Below are 17,276 nucleotides of genomic sequence, written 5' to 3'. Positions count from 1 at the left end.
CGCGAGATCCGCGGGCGCCAGAAATGAGATCAGGGCGCGCCAGAGCGAGCCCGCGCGCCGCGCATCTGGCTCGCCGCGACGCCGTACCAGCGCTTGAATGCGCGCAAGAACGCGCCCGTCTCGCGGTACCCCAAGACTACCGCGATCTCCGCGAGCGGCATCTCCGTATCGCGCACGTAGGCGCCGCTGAGCTCTCGGCGCAGCCCGTCGACGAGCTCCTGGAACGTCGTGCCCTCCTCTGTCAAGCGTCGCTGAAGCGTGCGCGGGCTCATGGAGAGCTCGCGCGCGACGACCTCGAGATCAGGCGCGCCATCACGCAGCTTCTCGAACACGCGCTGCCGCACCTCCCCGCAAAAGTCGTGCGGCCGCTCGCGCGCCACGCGGGAGCGCTCGGCGTGACGATCGAGGACCGACAAAAGCCGTGGATCCGAGGTCGCGAGCGGGAGATCGAGCGCGTCGCCGGGGAGCGCGAGCCCTGTCGCGCCTGCGTCGAACTCCAACCGATGCGTCCCCAGCGCGTCGGCGAGCGCCGAGGTATCGCGCGGCGCGGGGTGGCCGAACCAGGCGCGCTCCGGCACGACGGAAACACCCGAAAGCGCGCGGGTGCGAAGGAGCACGAGGACCACGAAGCACTCGTTCGCGTGCCTCCCGAGGCACAGCGGCGCGCCTGGAATCCGCTGCTGGAGGAGCCCCACGCCGCCGCGCTCCTCGAAGGTCGCCACGACGAGATCGTTCAGCAGCGCCGTGTAACGAGCGACGCGGACCAGGGCTTCGCGCACGGTCGGCGCGCTCAGGCAGCTGAACTCGAGCAGGTCGTAGGTGCCGCGTTCGAGCTGCGCGGCGAGGTGCACGCCGAGGAACGGATCGTTCGCGAGGCGCCCGGCCTCGTCGAGGAACGCGTAGAGCTTCGCGAGCGGCAGGACGACGTCGGGCTCGGTTTCTGCGCTGGGAGGGAGACCGAAGGCCTCGACGAGCGGGGAAGGATCGACGCCGAGGCTCCGGAGACGCGACAGGATCGGGCCGACGATCTGGGAGCGCATCGGTCGTACGAGGGCACGCGCAGGCATCGCGGCGAAGACTATAGCCGGAACGAAAGGCACCTTTGTCCTTGGCGCGAGCGGTTGTGTCCTTGGCGCGAGCGGTTGTGTCCTTGGCGCGAGCGGTTGTGTCCTTGGCGCGAGCGGTTGTGTCCATGGCGCGAGCGGCTGTGTCCATGGCGCGAGCGGCTGTGTCCATGGCGCGAGCGGCTGTGTCCATGGCGCGAGCGGTTGTGTCCTTGGCGCGAGCGGCTGTGTCCTTGGCGCGAGCGGTTGTGTCCTTGGCGCGAGGCATCGTGTCCTTGCGGAACACGACCCCGCCCTTGGCGCGAGCGATCCCGCCGTCGCGGAACACGACCCCGCCCAAGTGGAACAGGACCCCGCCCAAGTGGAACGAAACCCCGCCGTCGCGGAACACGACCCCGCCCAAGTGGAACAGGACCCCGCCCAAGTGGAACAGGACCCCGCCCAAGTGGAACGAAACCCCGCCGTTGCGGAACACGACCCCGCCGTTGCGGAACACGACCCCGCCGTCGCGGAACACGCCCCCGCCGTCGCGGAACACGACCCCGCCCTTGCGGAACGAACCTCCGCCCTTGCCGCCGGAGAGAAAAACATCGCTCCCGCGTAGGGATCGGCCGGCTCGCCCCGTCAGTTGGATCGAGACCTCGCTGATGCATCACGAGCGAGGCCGAGGAGAGACCATCATGTTCACCCGTACCCAGAAGTTCTTCGCGCCCCTTACCTTCGCTCTTGCCCTCGCCCTGGGCGGTTGTGCGTCGGCGAGCCCGGACGAAGAGGTCGCCTCGGCCTCGGAAGCCTCGCAGGAAGCCCAGGCGGCCCCGCACGAGCGCGGCGGCAAGTTCGGTCGTCACCACGGCGGCGGCGAGCTGCTCGTGACGGCGCTCCACGAGCTCGACCTGACGGACGCCCAGCGCAAGACCATCGAGGGCGCGCTCTCGACGCTCGGCGACGCGCACGAGGCCGATCGGAAGGCATTCCACAAGGCGCTCGCCGACGGCGTGCGCGCCGGCAAGATCGACGAGGCCGCCGTGAAGGCGAAGCTCGGCGACGGGGAGAAGATCGCGAACGAGCGGCGCGCGGCCGTCGCGAAGGCGCTCAACACGCTGCACGCGACGCTCACCCCGGCCCAGCGCGCGGAGCTCGTGGCGCACGTCGAGGAGCGGATGGCGAAGCACGGGCCGGAAGGCATGAAGCACGCGCGCGGCCCGCGTGGTCCCGAGGACGGCGAGCGTGGTCCGCGCGGCCCCGAGGGCGCGATGCGTGGTCCTCGCGGCGAGCACGGGCCGATGGGCTTCTTCCTGCACGGGCTCGACCTCCGCGACGAGCAACGCGCGCAGATCAAGTCGGCACTCGAGGCGTCGCGGCCCGAGAAGCCCGAGGGGATGGATCGGGAGGCGTGGGCGAAGAAGCACGAGGAGATGCGCACCCGGATGAAGGCAGGGCTCGACGCGTTCCGAAGCGAAAAATTCGACGCCGAGGCGCTCCTGCCCTCGAAGGAGATGCGGCCGGAGATGGGTGATCACCTCGTGAAGGCGCTCTCCGCCATCGTGCCGGTGCTCGACGCCGAGCAGCGGAGCACGCTCGCTCAGCGGATCGAGGAAGGCCCCCAGATGCCGCCGCATTTCCGCGGCAAGCACGGCGGACGCGAACACGGCGAGACGCAGGCGCCGCCCTCGCGGTAGAGTCCGGCGCGCATGTCCGTCGATCTGAGGCTCGTCGCAGCGCGCGTGGCCGGTGGAGACGTAGCGGCCTTCCGGCCGATCGTCGACCACACGCGCGTGCCGCTCTATCGGCTCGCGGCGCGCCTCGTCGGCAACCTCGCCGACGCCGAAGACGCGCTCCAGGACGCCTACGCCAGCGCCTTCCGCGCCCTCTCGGATGGTCGCTACGATGGCCGCGCCAAGATAGAGACCTGGCTCTACCGAATCGTGACGAACGCGTGCGTCGACCTCCTTCGCAAGCGCCGCGAGCGTCCCGCCGAGGAGACGGGCGAGCCCCGCTTCGACGGGCTCGTGCGCGCCGAGGCGCGCGTCGCCCTGAACGAGCTCGACGCGATGCTCAAGGCCCTCCAGCCACAAGATCGCGCGGCCCTCGTGCTCGTGACCGTGGAGGGACTCTCGGCGAAGGAGGCCGCCGAGGCGCTCGGATGCAGCGAGGGGGCGCTCGAGCAGCGCCTCGTGCGAGCGAGGGCCGCGCTACGCACGAAGACCGAGGCGGGGGAGGTGTCCGATGGTCACGCGTGAACAAGATCCGTTTTCGCATCTCGCAGCCCTCGCCCACGCCACCGAGGATCTGCGCCCGACCGACGAGCTCACCGAGGCCGTGCTCCTCGCCATCGAGCCTCCGAACGAAAGGCTCGCGCGCATCGCCCGCGAGACCTCGGATCTCGCCCCGAGCGAGGATTTCGCGTCGTCCGTGATGGCCAAGGTAGGCGCGGGCCGCGGCGCGCGTCCGGCCGAACCTCCGTGGTCGTCCGGCGTCGTCCGGTTCGGCCGGTTCGCCCTGATCGGCGCCGCGGCGGCCGCGGTCCTCGGCCTCTGGCTGTCGCGAACGGCGGAGACAGGCTACGACTCGGCCGTCCTCGAGTCGGTGGCCTCCGTCGAGGTGTACGAATGAAATCCCGCCTGCTCCCCGCCTTCGTGCTCGCGGGCGTGTTCGTGCTCGGCGGCGTCGCCGGCGCGGGCGCGATGCGCGCGTACATGCTCCAGGACCTCCGCTCCCGCTTCGGCGGCCCGCCGGGCGAGGTGCGCACGCACCTCCGGGTCGAGTCCATGCGCCGGCACCTCGACCTCACGGCCGATCAGGTGGTCCGGGTCGAATCCATCTTCCGCGACTCCGACGGCGAGCTCGAGCGCACGATGAAGCCTTGTCGCGACGGACTCGAAGCGCTGCACAAGAGCACCGACGATCGTATCGTCGAGGTCCTCGACGCCTCCCAGCGCGTGCGCTTCCAGGAGTTCGTCGAGAAGCGCAAGCGAAGGCCACACGGCCCGTTCCCGCCGCCGCCGCCGCCAGGCCCGCCGCCTGAATGAGTTCGGTCTCATGTCGACGCCGCTGTGCTGGGGCGTTGCCCCAGGCCCCAGCAGGGGCTGTCCGCCCCTGCACCCGGACCAGCCAGGGGCTGGACCCAGGACGATGAACTGCGCGATGCGCAGTTCATCGCACAGGCCCGGTCGAGACGGGCGACAGCAGCGCTGACGTCTCGACGGGCGGGGCGGTCCCACCGGCCTGCGGAAGAACTGCGCGGAGCGCAGTTCTTCCACAAAAGGTCCAGCGCTTGCGCTGGTTCGGGTCGAGGGGCGAACAGCCCCCGCGGGGTCCGGGGCGGCGCCCCGGCGCGGCGGCCTGCGATGAGACCAATGCTCAGCACGGCGCCCGTCGACGGCTGCCTCCGCCCGCCCCAGGATCCCGACTGGGCCATCGTCCAGGAGGAATTCGTGAAAACAACGACCCGTCGGCCGCGCGCGTCCCGCGCGTTATGCGCCCTTTTGCTCCTTTCGCCCGCTGCCGGTCGCGCGGACGTCTCCGAGGACGCGCTGCCGTTGCTCCGGATCGCGGAATTTCGGGCGACGATCCACGGCGACTGGCACGAGGATCGCGCGAATTCGACGGAGGACCGGATGGTCTTCGTGCCCCAGCGCGTCGACCTCGGGCCCTCGCGCTACCGAAACACGCTACATTTTGGCCGCGACGGCTCTTTCTCGACGCTCCGCCTCCACCCCGCGGATGCGCACTACTTGTGCCGTGGCACGTTCGCCACGCTGACCGAGCGCACACTGCGAGCCCAGTGCTATGATCCGCTGACGCGCAAGACGCTCGTGTTCGATATCCAGATCCTGGAGACGACCGAGGACCGGCTGGTCGTGCGCATATCGACGCGAGAATGACGGCGCAGCACGTCGGGCCCTCGACGGTGCCGTCGTGACGGATGCGGAGAGCGACCTCGCAACCGCGTGGAGAGGGGATGGAGGTGAGGCCGGCTTTACGCGCCCCGCGTCGTGGAGGTAGGCTGCCGCCCGTGACCCCGGCCGAGCTCTTCGGCGGCCGTTTCGCCATCGAGCGGCTCGCCAGCGCGGGCGGCATGGCCGAGGTGTATCGCGCGCTCGATCGGGCGACCGGCGCGCGTGTCGCGCTCAAGGTCCTGCACGCCGCGGGCGCTCCGTTTGCCGGCCACTTCGCGCGCGAGAGTTACGTGCTCGCCGAGCTCGATCACCCCGGCATCGTCCGGTACGTCGCGCATGGCGCCGCGCCCTCTGGCGAGCTCTTCCTTGCGATGGAGTGGCTCGAAGGCGAGGACCTCGCGCAGCGCTTGAAGCGCGGACCGCTCTCCATCGCCGAGACGCTCACCCTTGGCGTGCGTGTCGCCGAGGCCCTCGGCGCGGCGCATGCGCGTGGCGTCGTGCATCGCGACATCAAGCCGAGCAACCTCTTCCTCCCGGATCGCGACATCGGCCGCGTGAAGATCCTCGACTTCGGCATCGCGCGGCCCCAGGCGACGCGGCCTGCGACACGCACGGGCATCCTCCTCGGGACACCGGGCTACATGGCCCCCGAGCAGGCCCTCGGCGCGCGCACCGTCGATCCTCGCGCTGACGTCTTCGCGCTCGGGTGCGTCCTCTACGAGTGCCTCGTGGGGCGACCCGCCTTCGAGGCCGAGCACCTCATGGTGCTGCTCTCCAAGATGCTCGCGCCCGAGCCGCCGCGCCCCGCCGACGTTCGTCCCGACACGCCCGCCGCGCTCGACGAAATCATCGCGCGCATGCTCTCGCACGAGCCCGCGCACAGGCCTGCTGACGGCGCGGCCGTCGCGGTCGAGATCGCCATGCTCGACGACGCGGAGACGGCGTGGGTCCAGGGCGGCGTGCCCTTCCATCGCCTCGGCGCGGCCACGCCGATCGAGGATCTCTTCGAGGTCACCGGCGTCGGGCTCCCCGATGACGTGCCCACCTTGAACACGTCCCCGCGTCCCGATGGCGGCGCGTCGACCTTGCCCCTCGACGCCTGGTATCGCCAGAGCGTTTCCGCCTCCGCCCCGCAGACGCAGGTGCTCCCCGGCGCCGCGCTCGCGCTCGCAGGCTCCGAGGACGACACCACGCTCGTCCCCCACACGCTCCTCGGCCGGCCCTCGCCGTGTGTCGGTCGGGAGCGCGAGATCGACGAGGTCTTGCGGGCGTTCGGCGCGGTCGTCTCCACGGGCAAACCTTCGGCGCTCGTCGTCACCGGCGAGCCCGGGGTGGGAAAGTCCCGCCTCGTCGCCGAGGTCGTCCGCGCCCTCGATCAGCGCGGCGGCCTGCTCGATGCCGAGGGCATCGTCCGCCCCGTCTCCGTCTTCACCGCCGAGGCAGCGCCGCTCGCCCAGGGCGCCGCCTTTGCCCTCGCGGCCGACCTCGTTCGTAACGCCGCCGGCCTCTCCCGCGCGGATTCACTCTCCGCGAGGCGCGACAAACTGCTCGAACGCCTGGCGCGGCACCTCTCGCCCGCGTCGGCGGGCCGCGTGGTCGAGTTCCTCGGCGAGCTCACGGACGTGCCTTTCCCGGACGACACGAGCGTCCCGCTCCGCGCGGCGCGGCAGGACGCACGGCTCATGGGCGACCACGTCCGCCGCGCGTTCGAGGACTGGCTCGCCGCCGAATGCGATGCGCGGCCCGTGCTCGTCGTGCTCGAAGACCTCGCCCGCGCCGACGCGGCGAGCATCGGCCTCTTTGAAGGCGCGCTGTCGAGCCTCGCCTCGCGCCCGTTCTTCCTGCTCGTCACGGACGCGCCCCCGTCCTTCGCGGCTGGCCGCGCGCGCGCCTTGCCCCTTCCGGCCCTGCTCTCCGATGCGGCACAAGCGATCGTCCGGCATGGCCTCGGCGAGGCCGCGGAGCCCGCGCTCGTCACGCGGATCGTGCAGCGCGGCCTCGGCAGTCCGCTTCGCCTGGAGATTCTCACGCGCGCGGTACGCGCGGGAGAAGACGTGCCGTCGGGGCCAACCCCCGAGCTCGTCGGCCGCGCCATCGCCTCGCTCTCGCCCCTCGCACAGCGCCTCCTCCGCGCTGCAAGCGTCTTTGGCGCGCGCTTCTGGCCCGGCGCCTTGTTCTCCGTCCTGCCCGGCGGCGCCTCCGCGCGCACGGGCACGGAGCCGTGGCAAGCCGAGCGCAAGGCCCTCGCCGAGCTCCTCGCGGCCGAGCTCGTCGTGCGTCGCGCCGGTCGCACCCCGTGGGGCGAGGAGCACGCCTTCCGGCACGTGATCGTCCGCGAGGTCGCGTATGCCTCGCTCGACGCCGTGGAGCGCGCGCGGCTCCACCTCGCGGTCGGTGCGTGGTTCGAACGCGCGGGCGACACCGAGCCTGCTGTCCTCGCCGAGCATTTCAGCCTCGCCGGCGCGTCCGATCGCGCCGTCCCGTGGGCGGGCCTCGCGGCCGAGGCCGCCTTCGAGGCCAGCGATTTCGACGCTGTGCTCGCGTGGGTCGCGCGGGGCATCGCGGCTGCTTCGGCGGGCGAGGTCCGCGGCGCGCTTCGGCTCTTCGAATCGCAGGCCCGCAAGTGGAAGGGCGAGCATCGGGCCGCGCTCGAAGCCGGGCACGACGCGCTCGGCCTCTTCCCGATCGGCAGCCCCCTCTGGTACAGCGCCGCGGGCGAGGTCGTGCTCGCGGCGGGCAACCTCGGCGACGACGCCGCGCTCGTGGCCATCTTCGAGGCGCTCTCCGCGCTCGGCGCCGAGGGCGAGTCCGGCGGTCCGCACGTCATCGCCGTCGCGCGCGCGGCGCTCCAGCTCCTCATGGCCGGCCATCACGACCATGCCGAGGCCATGTTCCGAGCCCTCGACATGCTCGACCGGCGCGTCGTCGCCGTCGACCCCGAGGTCGCCGCGTCCGTGCACCGCGCCCGCGCCTTCCGCGCGCTTTTCGCGGGCGACGCGGGCACGAGCGTGCGCGAGTTCGAGGCTGCGGCCGTCCGCTTCGAGGCGGTCGGCGATCTCCGCAATGCTTGCGTCCAGCGCGCGAACGTCGGCTCTGCGACGAACGAGCTCGGCGATTATGCGCGGGCCGAGGCCTCGTTGCGGGATGCGCTCGCGCAGGCCGAGCGCCTCGGCCTCGGCGCGCTCGTCGCGCACGCGAAGCTCAACCTCGCCCTCGCCCTCGCGCGCCAGGGCCAGCTCCCCGAGGCCCACGCCTTCGCGCGTGAGGCGCTCACGACCTCCACACGCCAGGGCGATCGCCGCGTCGAGGGGTATGCGCGCCTCTACCTCGGCATGATCCGCCTCGCCGGCCGCGACCTCGCGGCGGCCGAGGCCGAGGTCCGCGCCGCGATCGACCTCCTCGCCGCGCACCCGCCCGTCCGCGCGCACGCGCTCGCGGTCCTCGGGCAAATCGCGATCTTTCGCGGCGACGCGCGCGCGGCGCTCGGGCCTGCGGACGAAGCCATGCGCCTGCTCGAATCCCTCGGCGGCATCGAAGAGGGCGAGTCCCTCGTGCGCCTCGTGCGGGCGGAGGCGCTCGCTTCGCTCGGGCTCGAGGCCGAGGCGCGCGAGGCGATCGTCTCGGCGTACGAGCGCCTCGAAGGCCGTGCCGCGAAAATCCGTGATCCACTTTGGCGTGCGTGGTTTCTCGAAGCGGTACCGGAGAACGCGCGCACCGTGGAGCTCGCGCGTGCGTGGGGCGTGGCCGAAAGTGCTTCGCAAGACGACGACACGAGCGCGTGAGAAGGGTTCTTCGCGACGATTTTTCGTGTGACGGCGAAACGCCTCGTCGCTACGATGCGCGCGCGGGCGCCGGGAAAGCCCGCGTTGTTCGAGGCCGGAGGACGAGACCATGAAGATCAAAGCCGCGGTTGCGCATCGACCCAACGCGCCGCTGAGCATCGAGGAAGTTGATCTGGAGGGCCCCAAGGAAGGGGAGGTCCTCGTCGAGATCAAGGCGACCGGTGTTTGCCACACCGACGATTACACGCTCTCGGGCAAGGACTCCGAGGGCATCTTCCCCTCGATCCTGGGGCACGAGGGCGCGGGCGTCGTCGTCGACGTCGGCCCCGGCGTGAAGAGCGTGAAGAAGGGCGATCACGTGATCCCGCTCTACACGCCCGAATGCCGCCAGTGCAAATTCTGCCTCTCGCGCAAGACGAACCTCTGCCAGGCCATCCGCGCGACGCAGGGCAAAGGCGTCATGCCGGACGGCACGAGCCGCTTCAAGATCGGCAATGAGACCGTGTACCATTACATGGGCACGTCCACGTTCGCGAATTACACCGTATTGCCCGAGATTGCGGTCGCGAAGATCCGCGAGGACGCGCCGTTCGACAAGGTCTGCTACATCGGCTGCGGCGTCACGACGGGCCTCGGCGCGGTCATTTACACGGCGAAGGTCCAGCCCGGCGACAACGTCGTGGTCTTTGGCCTCGGCGGCATCGGCCTGAACGTCATCCAGGGCGCGAAGATGGCCGGCGCGAACATGATCGTCGGCGTCGACCTGAACCCGGCGCGCAAGGAGATGGGCGAGAAGTTCGGAATGACGCATTTCGTCAACCCGAACGAGGTGCAGGGCGACCTCGTGCCGTATCTCGTGAACCTCACGGACGGCGGCGCCGATTACTCCTTCGAATGCGTCGGCGACGTGAGGGTCATGCGCCAGGCGCTCGAGTGTTGCCACAAGGGTTGGGGCGAGAGCATCATCATCGGCGTCGCCGCGGCGGGCCAGGAGATCGCGACGCGCCCGTTCCAGCTCGTCACGGGCCGCGTGTGGAAGGGCAGCGCCTTCGGCGGCGCCCGCGGGCGCACGGACGTGCCGAAGATCGTCGACTGGTACATGGACAAGAAGATCAACATCGACGACCTCATCACGTACGTCTTGCCGATCGACAAGATCAACGAGTCGTTCGATCTCATGCACTCGGGCAAGTCGATCCGTACGGTCGTGACTTTCTGATCTTTGCGTCCGCGACCGGGGCGGGGTAGACCCTCGCGCATGAGGGGATCCATCCTCGCCCTGGCCTCGTTCCTCGCCCTCGCCGGTTGCGAGAAATCCGCGCCGCCCTCGCCCTCGCCCTCGCAGCGCGTGGCGCTCGTCCAGAAAGGCCCGGCCCAGATCGAGCTCGTGCCGGCCGCGGGACAGCCCCCTTATTGCCTCGTCTTCACCATCGCCGACGGGGGTCCCATCCGCCACCTCACGATGCTCGAGGACAAGCTCTCGCCCGATTGCCCGGCCGGCGAGCCCATCGCCGGCAACGTCTTTCGCATCCCGCCGCGCGAGGGCAAGGTGAAGATCTTCGTCGTCTTCTCGGATCGGGCCCTCGAAGTCGACCCCATCGCGCGCCAGATCACGGACCTCGTCTCCCAGAAACAGCCCGTCACCGCGATGGACCTGCGCGCGCCCGGCCGCGTCGTCGTCGAGACGCTCGAATTCACGCCCTCCCCGGGCTGAAGGCGCGTTTTAGGCGCGTCGCGCGGCGGATCTGATCGATGCGGGCGCGGGCTTCCTGCTCGTCGGTAGCGAATTCCATCGGAAATGGGAATCTTGACGCGAACGTTCACGCGGGTGCGCAGGAGTGCCTCGCCTGGCGACCAAGTACGGCGAGACGGTTGCGCGCTTCCTGCTCCGTGGGGACAAACTCGATGTGAAAATCGAAAATTGAAGGTGCGAGCAGCCGCCCGGCCCGGTAGACCGTCATGATCACGGTACGCGTCGGGAAGTTCGCGCCGAAGCAGACGACATGACGTAACGGATAAACCTTGCCTCCGCGCGTCCAGGCTGCACGCGCGCCGGCTTCCAGGAATACGAGATCACTCGCGTCGAACAGGACGTCGAACCGACCGACTTGCTCGCCGATTGCGATGTAGACGTCCCGGATCTTTTCGGCCTCCGCGGCGCTCGTCGCGCCGCGGAAGGCAACGGAAACGAGGTCCGGCCGCTCCAACCGGACCACATGACGACCGACCACCCAGCTCGGCATGGAGGAATCGATTAGGTCCATTCGAACGATGCTACCAGCCGCGCCAGTCGGAGACAACAGCACGAACGGTCACGATAGTGCTGCGTTGCGCCTCGGAAATCGTCTCGGTCGAAAACGAGTTTGCATAGAGCCGGGTACAGCGTGAACCGTACAATGGTGGTATCATCACTGTATGCCTGGGTCGCGGAATCATGTCGGAGCTGTATCTCTCCTCGGCGCGTTGCTCGCGGGCTGCGGCGAAGCGCCGGCCATCGAGGCGACCGCCACCGCCTGGCCCGAGGCCGACGCCCTTTTCCACGCCGATCCCCGCTGGCTCGGCGCCGACGACGCCTACTCCGTCGACCTCGGCGGCGGCCGCGTCCTCTGGCTCTTCGGCGATAGCTTCATCGCCACGAGCGAGGCGAACGTCCGGAGCGAATCTCGCCTCGTGCGAAACAGCATCGCCATCCAGAACGGCTACGACCCGAGCGAGGCCTCGATCGCGTTTTTCTGGAACGGGCCGAAGGACGAGCCCACCTCCTTTTTCCCCGAGAAGGACGGCATCTGGTACTGGCCCGGCGACGGCGAGCGGGTGGGGGACAAACTTTTCCTCTTCATGATGGCCGTCCGCTCCGCGAGCGGCGGCCTCGGCTTCGAGGTGTTCGATGCCGACGTCTTCGTCGTCGAGAACCCCGACGACGCGCCGCCCACGTGGATCATGAAGGAGCTCGAAATGCCCTCGAACGACGACGGCGTCATTGTCGGCTCGGCGAGCGTGCTCGCGCATGACGGGCACCTCTACGCATTCGGCGCAGACGAGTCCGGCGGGCACGACATCCACCTGACGCGCTTCCCCCTGCCAGCGTCGGGCGATATCGATTTCACGAAGCCCGAGCCGCTCGGGCTCGCCTTCGAGGACGGGCAAACCGAGCTCACGGTGCACCACGATCGCGCCCGCGATCTCTGGATCGGCGTGCAGACCGAGGGCTTCGGCGCCTCCGATCTCGCGCTCCGCACCGCAAACGATCTCCGCGGCCCCTATTCCGACCTCGAGACCTTCTACCATCCCCCTGAATCCGACCGCGAAGACACCATCGTCTACGCCGGCAAGGGCCACCCCGAGCTCGAAGGCGCCGATCTCGTGGTCACGTATGCCTCGAACAGCCTCGATTTCGCCACGCTCGTCGCCGATACCTCGCTCTATTTCCCGCGCTTCGTGCGCGTGACGCTTCGCGCGCCATGAAATTGACTCTGCGCGCTGCCACTATCGTTGCAGGTGCGGATCGAGTAATCTCGATCCATGCTGCATCGATCTTCCTCTTCGACTTGGGCTGCCCTCGCGGGCGTGATGGGCGTCGTGATGGCGTCGGCGTGTGGTGACGCCGGATCCAGCGCTTCCTCTGGGAGCGGCGCGTGGGGCGCCACGTCGGGCGCCGGCGGTATGACCGGCGGAGGATCGGCGGGCGCGGGCGCGGGCTCGTTCGGCTGCAATCTGGCCTGCGTCGAGCCGCAGAAATGTAGCTCCGTGGGCACGTGTATCGATCCCGGCAGGTGCGCCGCCGACGGCGACTGTTCGCCGGGCATGACATGTGACACCGCCACGAAGACGTGCGTGCCGGGCGGCGGATGTGGCGCGCAGGAGGCGAAGGTCGAGTCCATTCCGCCGAACATGCTGCTCGTCCTCGATCGCTCCTGCTCGATGACGGCGCTCGTCGGCGACGTGACGAAGTGGGACATCGCCGTCGCGGCCATCAACAAGATGACGACCGATTACACCGGCAAGATCCGCTTCGGCCTCACGCTTTTCCCCGACCTCGTGACCCCGAACTGCCAGCAGGACGCAATCCCCATCCCCGTCGGCCCCGAAAACGAGGCGGCCATTCAAGAGCTGCTCACGGCGGCGCTCGTGAAGGCCGATAAGTATTTCCCGGACGGCCCCTGCGTCACGAACATCCAGACCGCCGTCACGCAATCGACGACCGAGCCTGCGTTCGACGATCCGAATCGCGACAGTTATGCCGTGCTCATCACGGACGGCAAGGAGACGTGCGGCTCGGATGCGACGACCGAAATGGAGATCAAGAACCTCTTCGAGCAGCGCGGCATCCCGACGTTCGTGATCGGCTTCGGGGCGGGCATCGATCCGGCGCAGATGAACAAGTTCGCGATCGCCGGCGGCGTCCCGTCCGCGGGGGCGAACCAGTATTACGACGCTTCCGACCAGGCGAGCCTCGACGTGGCGCTCGTGACGATCGCCAAGAAGACGCTCTCCTGCGCGTACACGCTCGACGCGGTCCCGCCGAACCCGAGCGAGATCTACGTCTTCTTCGACAACACGACCGAGGTCATGCGCGACGACACGAAGACGGACGGCTGGCACTACGACCCGGGCAAGAACCAGGTCGTCTTTTACGGCCCGGCGTGCGATAGCTTGAAGGACGGCGTGGTCATGGACCTCGACATCGTCCTTGGCTGCCAGGAGCCCACGCCGAACTGATCTGGAAGGTTTGCCCTCGTTCATGAAGCAGAAGCCCGACCCGCGTGCCCTCGGCGCCCAGGCCCCCGAGGTCGTCCACGGCCTGCGCGCCGGCCTCGCCGTCTTCGCCCGCCGCCCGGACGACATCCTCGCCGTCTCCTATGGCCGCGAGGCGCGCCGCGACCTCGAAACCCTCATCCGCTGGGCCGCGGCGCGCCGCGTCCCCTGCCACGAGCTCCGCGACGACGAGCTCGAGCGGATCGCGCACACGAAGAACCACGAGGGGCTCTGCCTCCACACGCGGCCGCGGGCGTGGCTCGGGCCGAACGAGCTCGCGGACATGCTGGTCCGGACGCGCGGCGCGGCCATCGCGCTCGAGCGCGTGCGGAACCCTTACAACATCGGCGCGATCGTGCGGAGCGCGGCGTTCTTCGGCCTCGACGCCGCGCTGCTCGGCGCCCCGGCCCCGCACCCGGGCCTGCCGCCCGACGCCGTGCGCGTGGCCGAGGGCGGCGCCGAAGAGCTCGCGTTTGCCCGCACGACGGACCTGCCCGACACCCTCGCGCGGCTGCGCGCCCGGGGGATCTCGATCGTGGGCGGCGAGAGTGACGCCGCGGCGAACGCGTTCGGGTATTCATTCAAGCGGCCGGTGGTCCTGGTGCTCGGCCACGAGCGCGAGGGGCTGTCCGAGCGGGCCAAGGCGCAATGCGACGCGCTCGTGGCGATCCCGGGGGCCGGGACGGTCGGGTCGCTGAACGTGTCGATCGCGGCGAGCGTGCTGCTGGCGGAGGTTGTCCGGGAGAACTTGCTGGGGAAAAACCCGTCACCCGCGTCGCCGGCGGCCCCGGCCGCGTCGCCGCCTGCGCGTGCGCCTGCGGGCCCGCAGCGGGGGCGTCCGCCGCGGCGGCGTTAAGGGGGGCCCAGGGGCCTCACAACCTCATCTTGGATAGGTGAAGGTCGAGGGTTTCGAGGGTCTCCCTCGTGAGGCCAAGCTCGTCGCGAAGAGTACGGAATCGATCACGGATCGTGGCGGCGGACGACTCCACGAGCGTACGTGCGTTCTCGGGATCCATGCCGCTTTTGGCGGCGAGGCGCTCGAAGTGGTTCGTCGTCACGTCGGTGTAGTGTTTCGTACGGCTCAGGTTGAGCGCAAACCTAGGGTCGGTGCCAGGATACGCGACGGTACAAACGAGGTCGTACGCTGGCGAGAGTCGGGCGCGTCGCCCGTCGGGGTAGACGAGCGACCAGTTCTTCAGGTGTGCATCCGAGTTACCACTCAGCAGGGTGAACACGAGTCGTCGGATGAACTCGGCGGCGTCCTGTTCCCCACAGACGGATCGAATGACACGCGCGAGGTTGTTGTAGCTCCAGCGCTCGTACTTTTCGGCGGGTGTGACGTCGAGCACCTGCGCGAAATCCTCCTGGTGGATCCGGCCGGTCGGGGTGCGGTCGTAGCGACGAATGGCCAGAGCATAAGGTTCCCGGAACGAAAGCTCGGGGGGGAGACCTTCGAGATCGGCCACGGAGGTGAGTTCGAACTCTGGCACGTCGATGCCGCAGGCCTTGGCCCACGTCAGCATTGCATGCTCGTTCAGGGGCACGAACGGGAAACGGTTGTCGGGCAGTTTTACGATCCAATGTCCGCCCTTCCCGGATGCTGGCAGGGTGAATCGATCGTCGTTCCGCATGACCGAAAACTTGAGCTGGATGCCTGCCAGGGAAAAGCGCAGCGGCGCGCTGTCGTCGAGCGCGGCGTCGGCCGGGCGGTCGTCTCCTGATTCGGCGCCGCTCGCCACATCGTCACTGCGCACGACGATGGCCCCGGGTAAATCCTCTCCCAGCACCGACAGTAACTCGAGTTCGCGATGCGGCTTCACTCCCGCGCGACGCGCGATGAGAGTTCGCAGGGCGCTCCCCTCTTCGGGCAAATAGTTCTGAAAGAACGGCGGAAGCCTGCTCTGCGGATAGAAGTACTCCCAGTGCTCATCGAGGTGGTCCTCGAACCATCGGCCCAGCACCGGTCGGTCTGCCATGGCAAGGTACGAGGGCTCGAATCGGAACGTCGTCTTGTTGCCGTGGTGCAGCGTCAGCGTTCCTACGACGGTATCGTGGAGGAGCACGTCGAGACGCATGATCAATCATCCTCCAGCATCGATACAACCGATGGCGTATCGTCGGCGCCGGGGTCGGCCTTCTGCCGGAAAAATTGCTCGATGAGCTCACGGAGGCTTTGGTGCCTTCGTGACAAAAACTCGTCGTGCTTGCCTACCACGAGCGCAATGCGCGTCTGCGTCGTGATGGCGTGCGTCGCGAGCAGCGCCTCGTCCTCGATGTCGCGCAGGAGGTCGCGAAGCTCGCCAGGGGAGAGATGCGGGTGGAGAAGACGGTTGGCGAGGCCCGAGACGTCGGGGGGCGCACCTTTTCGGCGTGCGACGAGCATGGGAAATGCTTTTTCTGGTGTCGAAAGGAGCGTCGACAGATCGATGGTCCCGCCCGTTCTTAGGTCTCTGGGCCGGAGGGACGCGAGCGCACAGCATTGAAGCCGACTCTTGGCCACCTGCCGGTTGAAATCCGCGATGTTCAGAACGTCGGGATTCGGTTGCGGCGATACCAGACCGAGTAGCCGCTGTACCGAGCCCTCCTCGTCCCCATCGCGAATGCACTCGAGGTGCTGTCGGATGCCTACCGTCGCGCCCGTCAGTTGCATGGCGAGGGAGCCTCGCCAGACCCAACGTCGGAGGAGCGTGCGGCTTCGGATGCGCGGCTCGGGGAACGAGTGAAAGAACCTCGAAAGAATCGTCAGAGGGAGCGAATACGGCAACAACTCGCGGTGCGGTATCGAGGCGTCGTGCTGAAGGAAAGCCACGGTTCTCCGCATCGCACGTTCGGTCGCACGCAGCGCATCGGGCACGCGCTCGGGATCGATGCGGCGAGTAAAGTCTTCGTGGAAGGGCAGGCCCTCGATGGCGCGTAGCGCATCGAGCACGTCATCCCGGCCGAGTCGGCCGAACCCGGTGCTGTCCAGGATCCGGGCGATATCCTCGAGTCCCGCCGGGGGCCCCTCGATCATCGAACCGAAGAGAGCCTCGAACACCTCCGGATCGGTGAGTCTCCGCCCGGTCCGGTTGGTTCGATCGAAGATCGTGATGGGGACGCGGTCGTCTTCCGTTTCGACGATGTAGGCGGGGACGTGATATTCGCGGATGCGTTTCCCGATCTCGATCGCTCGGTTGCGGCGATCCCGGTTCACCCCGTGCTCGATCAGCCAGTCGAGCAAGTGGGCCGAGTCGAGCGCGGTCGAGATGGGCATGTAGCGCGGGTCCCTGGGGGCTTCGCGGTTCCGTAGCTTCGAGGGGCGAAGGTAGGAAAAAGGCTCGTCCTCGTTGTCCAGATCGACGTGGATCGAGCGTTCGTCGGGTTCAGGAGTTCGCAGGAGGGCCTCGGCGAGCGTGGTAACCCGTTGCTGCCCGTCCACGATCCAGAGGACGTCGCTGCGCTTGGGCGCGTGGACCGTCAAGGCGCCCAGGGGAACCGTGGCCTCTGGGCCTGGTCGCTTCCAGAGTAGCAGGGTGCCGATCGGGTAGCCCCGATAGATGCTGTCGAACAGTTGAAGGCGGTCTTCGTCCTCCCATCGCAAACCACGCTGGAAGCGAGGCACGCGGACCTGCCCCTCCAGCACCTTTGCCAGGAGCATGTCGAGCTGGAAGGTCGTCGCCTCCGGTCGTTTTTCCAGCCTCTTGGGCTGCTGGCCGCCGTGCCGCTCGTTCATCCAATGACAAGTCTACAGCGGTTCCTCCCTCTTGGGGCCTCGGAAGAGGGGGAAGCAGTCCTCA

15 protein-coding genes are annotated in these 17,276 nt (G+C 68.8%); 11 read left to right on the top strand and 4 right to left on the bottom strand.

Annotation, left to right across the window (positions count from 1 at the left end):
• Positions 1–29 precede the first annotated feature (29 nt).
• The gene (locus KEG57_RS16060; RefSeq protein ID WP_272458594.1) at positions 30–1,040 is read right to left on the bottom strand and encodes an AraC family transcriptional regulator; all 1,011 of its coding nucleotides are present in this window, start codon (positions 1,038–1,040) and stop codon (positions 30–32) included.
• A gap of 704 nt (positions 1,041–1,744) precedes the next feature.
• Between KEG57_RS16060 and KEG57_RS16055 the strand changes: the two genes are divergently transcribed.
• The 8 genes from KEG57_RS16055 (at position 1,745) to KEG57_RS16020 (ending at position 10,459) form a co-directional block, all read left to right on the top strand.
• The gene (locus tag KEG57_RS16055) at positions 1,745–2,743 is read left to right on the top strand and encodes a Spy/CpxP family protein refolding chaperone (protein WP_272418759.1); all 999 of its coding nucleotides are present in this window, start codon (positions 1,745–1,747) and stop codon (positions 2,741–2,743) included.
• Positions 2,744–2,755: 12 nt separating this feature from the next.
• Positions 2,756–3,304 carry an RNA polymerase sigma factor gene (locus tag KEG57_RS16050; protein ID WP_272418760.1) on the top strand — a complete coding sequence of 183 codons (549 nt, stop codon included), beginning with the start codon at positions 2,756–2,758 and terminating at the stop codon, positions 3,302–3,304.
• On the top strand, positions 3,291–3,677 hold the full coding sequence (locus KEG57_RS16045; RefSeq protein ID WP_272418761.1) for a hypothetical protein: 387 nt from the start codon (positions 3,291–3,293) through the stop codon (positions 3,675–3,677). Before KEG57_RS16050 ends, KEG57_RS16045 begins: the two co-directional genes overlap by 14 nt.
• A complete protein-coding gene (locus tag KEG57_RS16040) occupies positions 3,674–4,093 on the top strand; it encodes a hypothetical protein (RefSeq protein WP_272418762.1) in 420 nt (139 codons plus the stop codon). Before KEG57_RS16045 ends, KEG57_RS16040 begins: the two co-directional genes overlap by 4 nt.
• Before the next feature lie 405 nt (positions 4,094–4,498).
• On the top strand, positions 4,499–4,948 hold the full coding sequence (locus tag KEG57_RS16035) for a hypothetical protein (RefSeq protein ID WP_272418763.1): 450 nt from the start codon (positions 4,499–4,501) through the stop codon (positions 4,946–4,948).
• Positions 4,949–5,079: 131 nt separating this feature from the next.
• A complete protein-coding gene (locus KEG57_RS16030; protein WP_272418764.1) occupies positions 5,080–8,745 on the top strand; it encodes a serine/threonine-protein kinase in 3,666 nt (1,221 codons plus the stop codon).
• Positions 8,746–8,854: 109 nt separating this feature from the next.
• On the top strand, positions 8,855–9,964 hold the full coding sequence (locus tag KEG57_RS16025) for an S-(hydroxymethyl)glutathione dehydrogenase/class III alcohol dehydrogenase (protein ID WP_272418766.1): 1,110 nt from the start codon (positions 8,855–8,857) through the stop codon (positions 9,962–9,964).
• Positions 9,965–10,003: 39 nt separating this feature from the next.
• A complete protein-coding gene (locus KEG57_RS16020) occupies positions 10,004–10,459 on the top strand; it encodes a hypothetical protein (protein WP_272418767.1) in 456 nt (151 codons plus the stop codon).
• Between the two features lie 106 nt (positions 10,460–10,565).
• Here the strand turns inward: KEG57_RS16020 and KEG57_RS16015 are convergent, their stop codons facing one another.
• Complete coding sequence (locus KEG57_RS16015) at positions 10,566–11,009, bottom strand: hypothetical protein (protein WP_272458593.1); 444 nt, start codon at positions 11,007–11,009, stop codon at positions 10,566–10,568.
• Positions 11,010–11,160: 151 nt separating this feature from the next.
• On the opposite strand from KEG57_RS16015, the gene KEG57_RS16010 reads away from it, so the two are divergent.
• Genes KEG57_RS16010 through KEG57_RS16000 form a run of 3 tightly spaced genes read left to right on the top strand, consistent with a single transcriptional unit; the run spans position 11,161 to position 14,356 of the window.
• Positions 11,161–12,210, top strand: coding sequence for a DUF5005 domain-containing protein (locus KEG57_RS16010; protein WP_272418769.1), 1,050 nt, complete (start codon positions 11,161–11,163; stop codon positions 12,208–12,210).
• 57 nt (positions 12,211–12,267) lie between these two features.
• Complete coding sequence (locus KEG57_RS16005; RefSeq protein WP_272418770.1) at positions 12,268–13,464, top strand: vWA domain-containing protein; 1,197 nt, start codon at positions 12,268–12,270, stop codon at positions 13,462–13,464.
• Positions 13,465–13,486: 22 nt separating this feature from the next.
• On the top strand, positions 13,487–14,356 hold the full coding sequence (locus tag KEG57_RS16000) for a TrmH family RNA methyltransferase (protein ID WP_272418771.1): 870 nt from the start codon (positions 13,487–13,489) through the stop codon (positions 14,354–14,356).
• 16 nt (positions 14,357–14,372) lie between these two features.
• Here the strand turns inward: KEG57_RS16000 and KEG57_RS15995 are convergent, their stop codons facing one another.
• Positions 14,373–15,575: a type II toxin-antitoxin system HipA family toxin gene (locus tag KEG57_RS15995; protein WP_272418772.1), complete on the bottom strand. Its 1,203-nt coding sequence runs from the start codon at positions 15,573–15,575 to the stop codon at positions 14,373–14,375.
• Between the two features lie 2 nt (positions 15,576–15,577).
• Positions 15,578–17,212, bottom strand: a complete 1,635-nt coding sequence (locus tag KEG57_RS15990) for a DUF262 domain-containing protein (protein WP_272418773.1) — start codon at positions 17,210–17,212, stop codon at positions 15,578–15,580.
• Positions 17,213–17,276: the final 64 nt, after the last annotated feature.

This window comes from Polyangium jinanense, from assembly GCF_028435365.1.
This window is presented reverse-complemented; position numbering and strand designations above follow the sequence as displayed.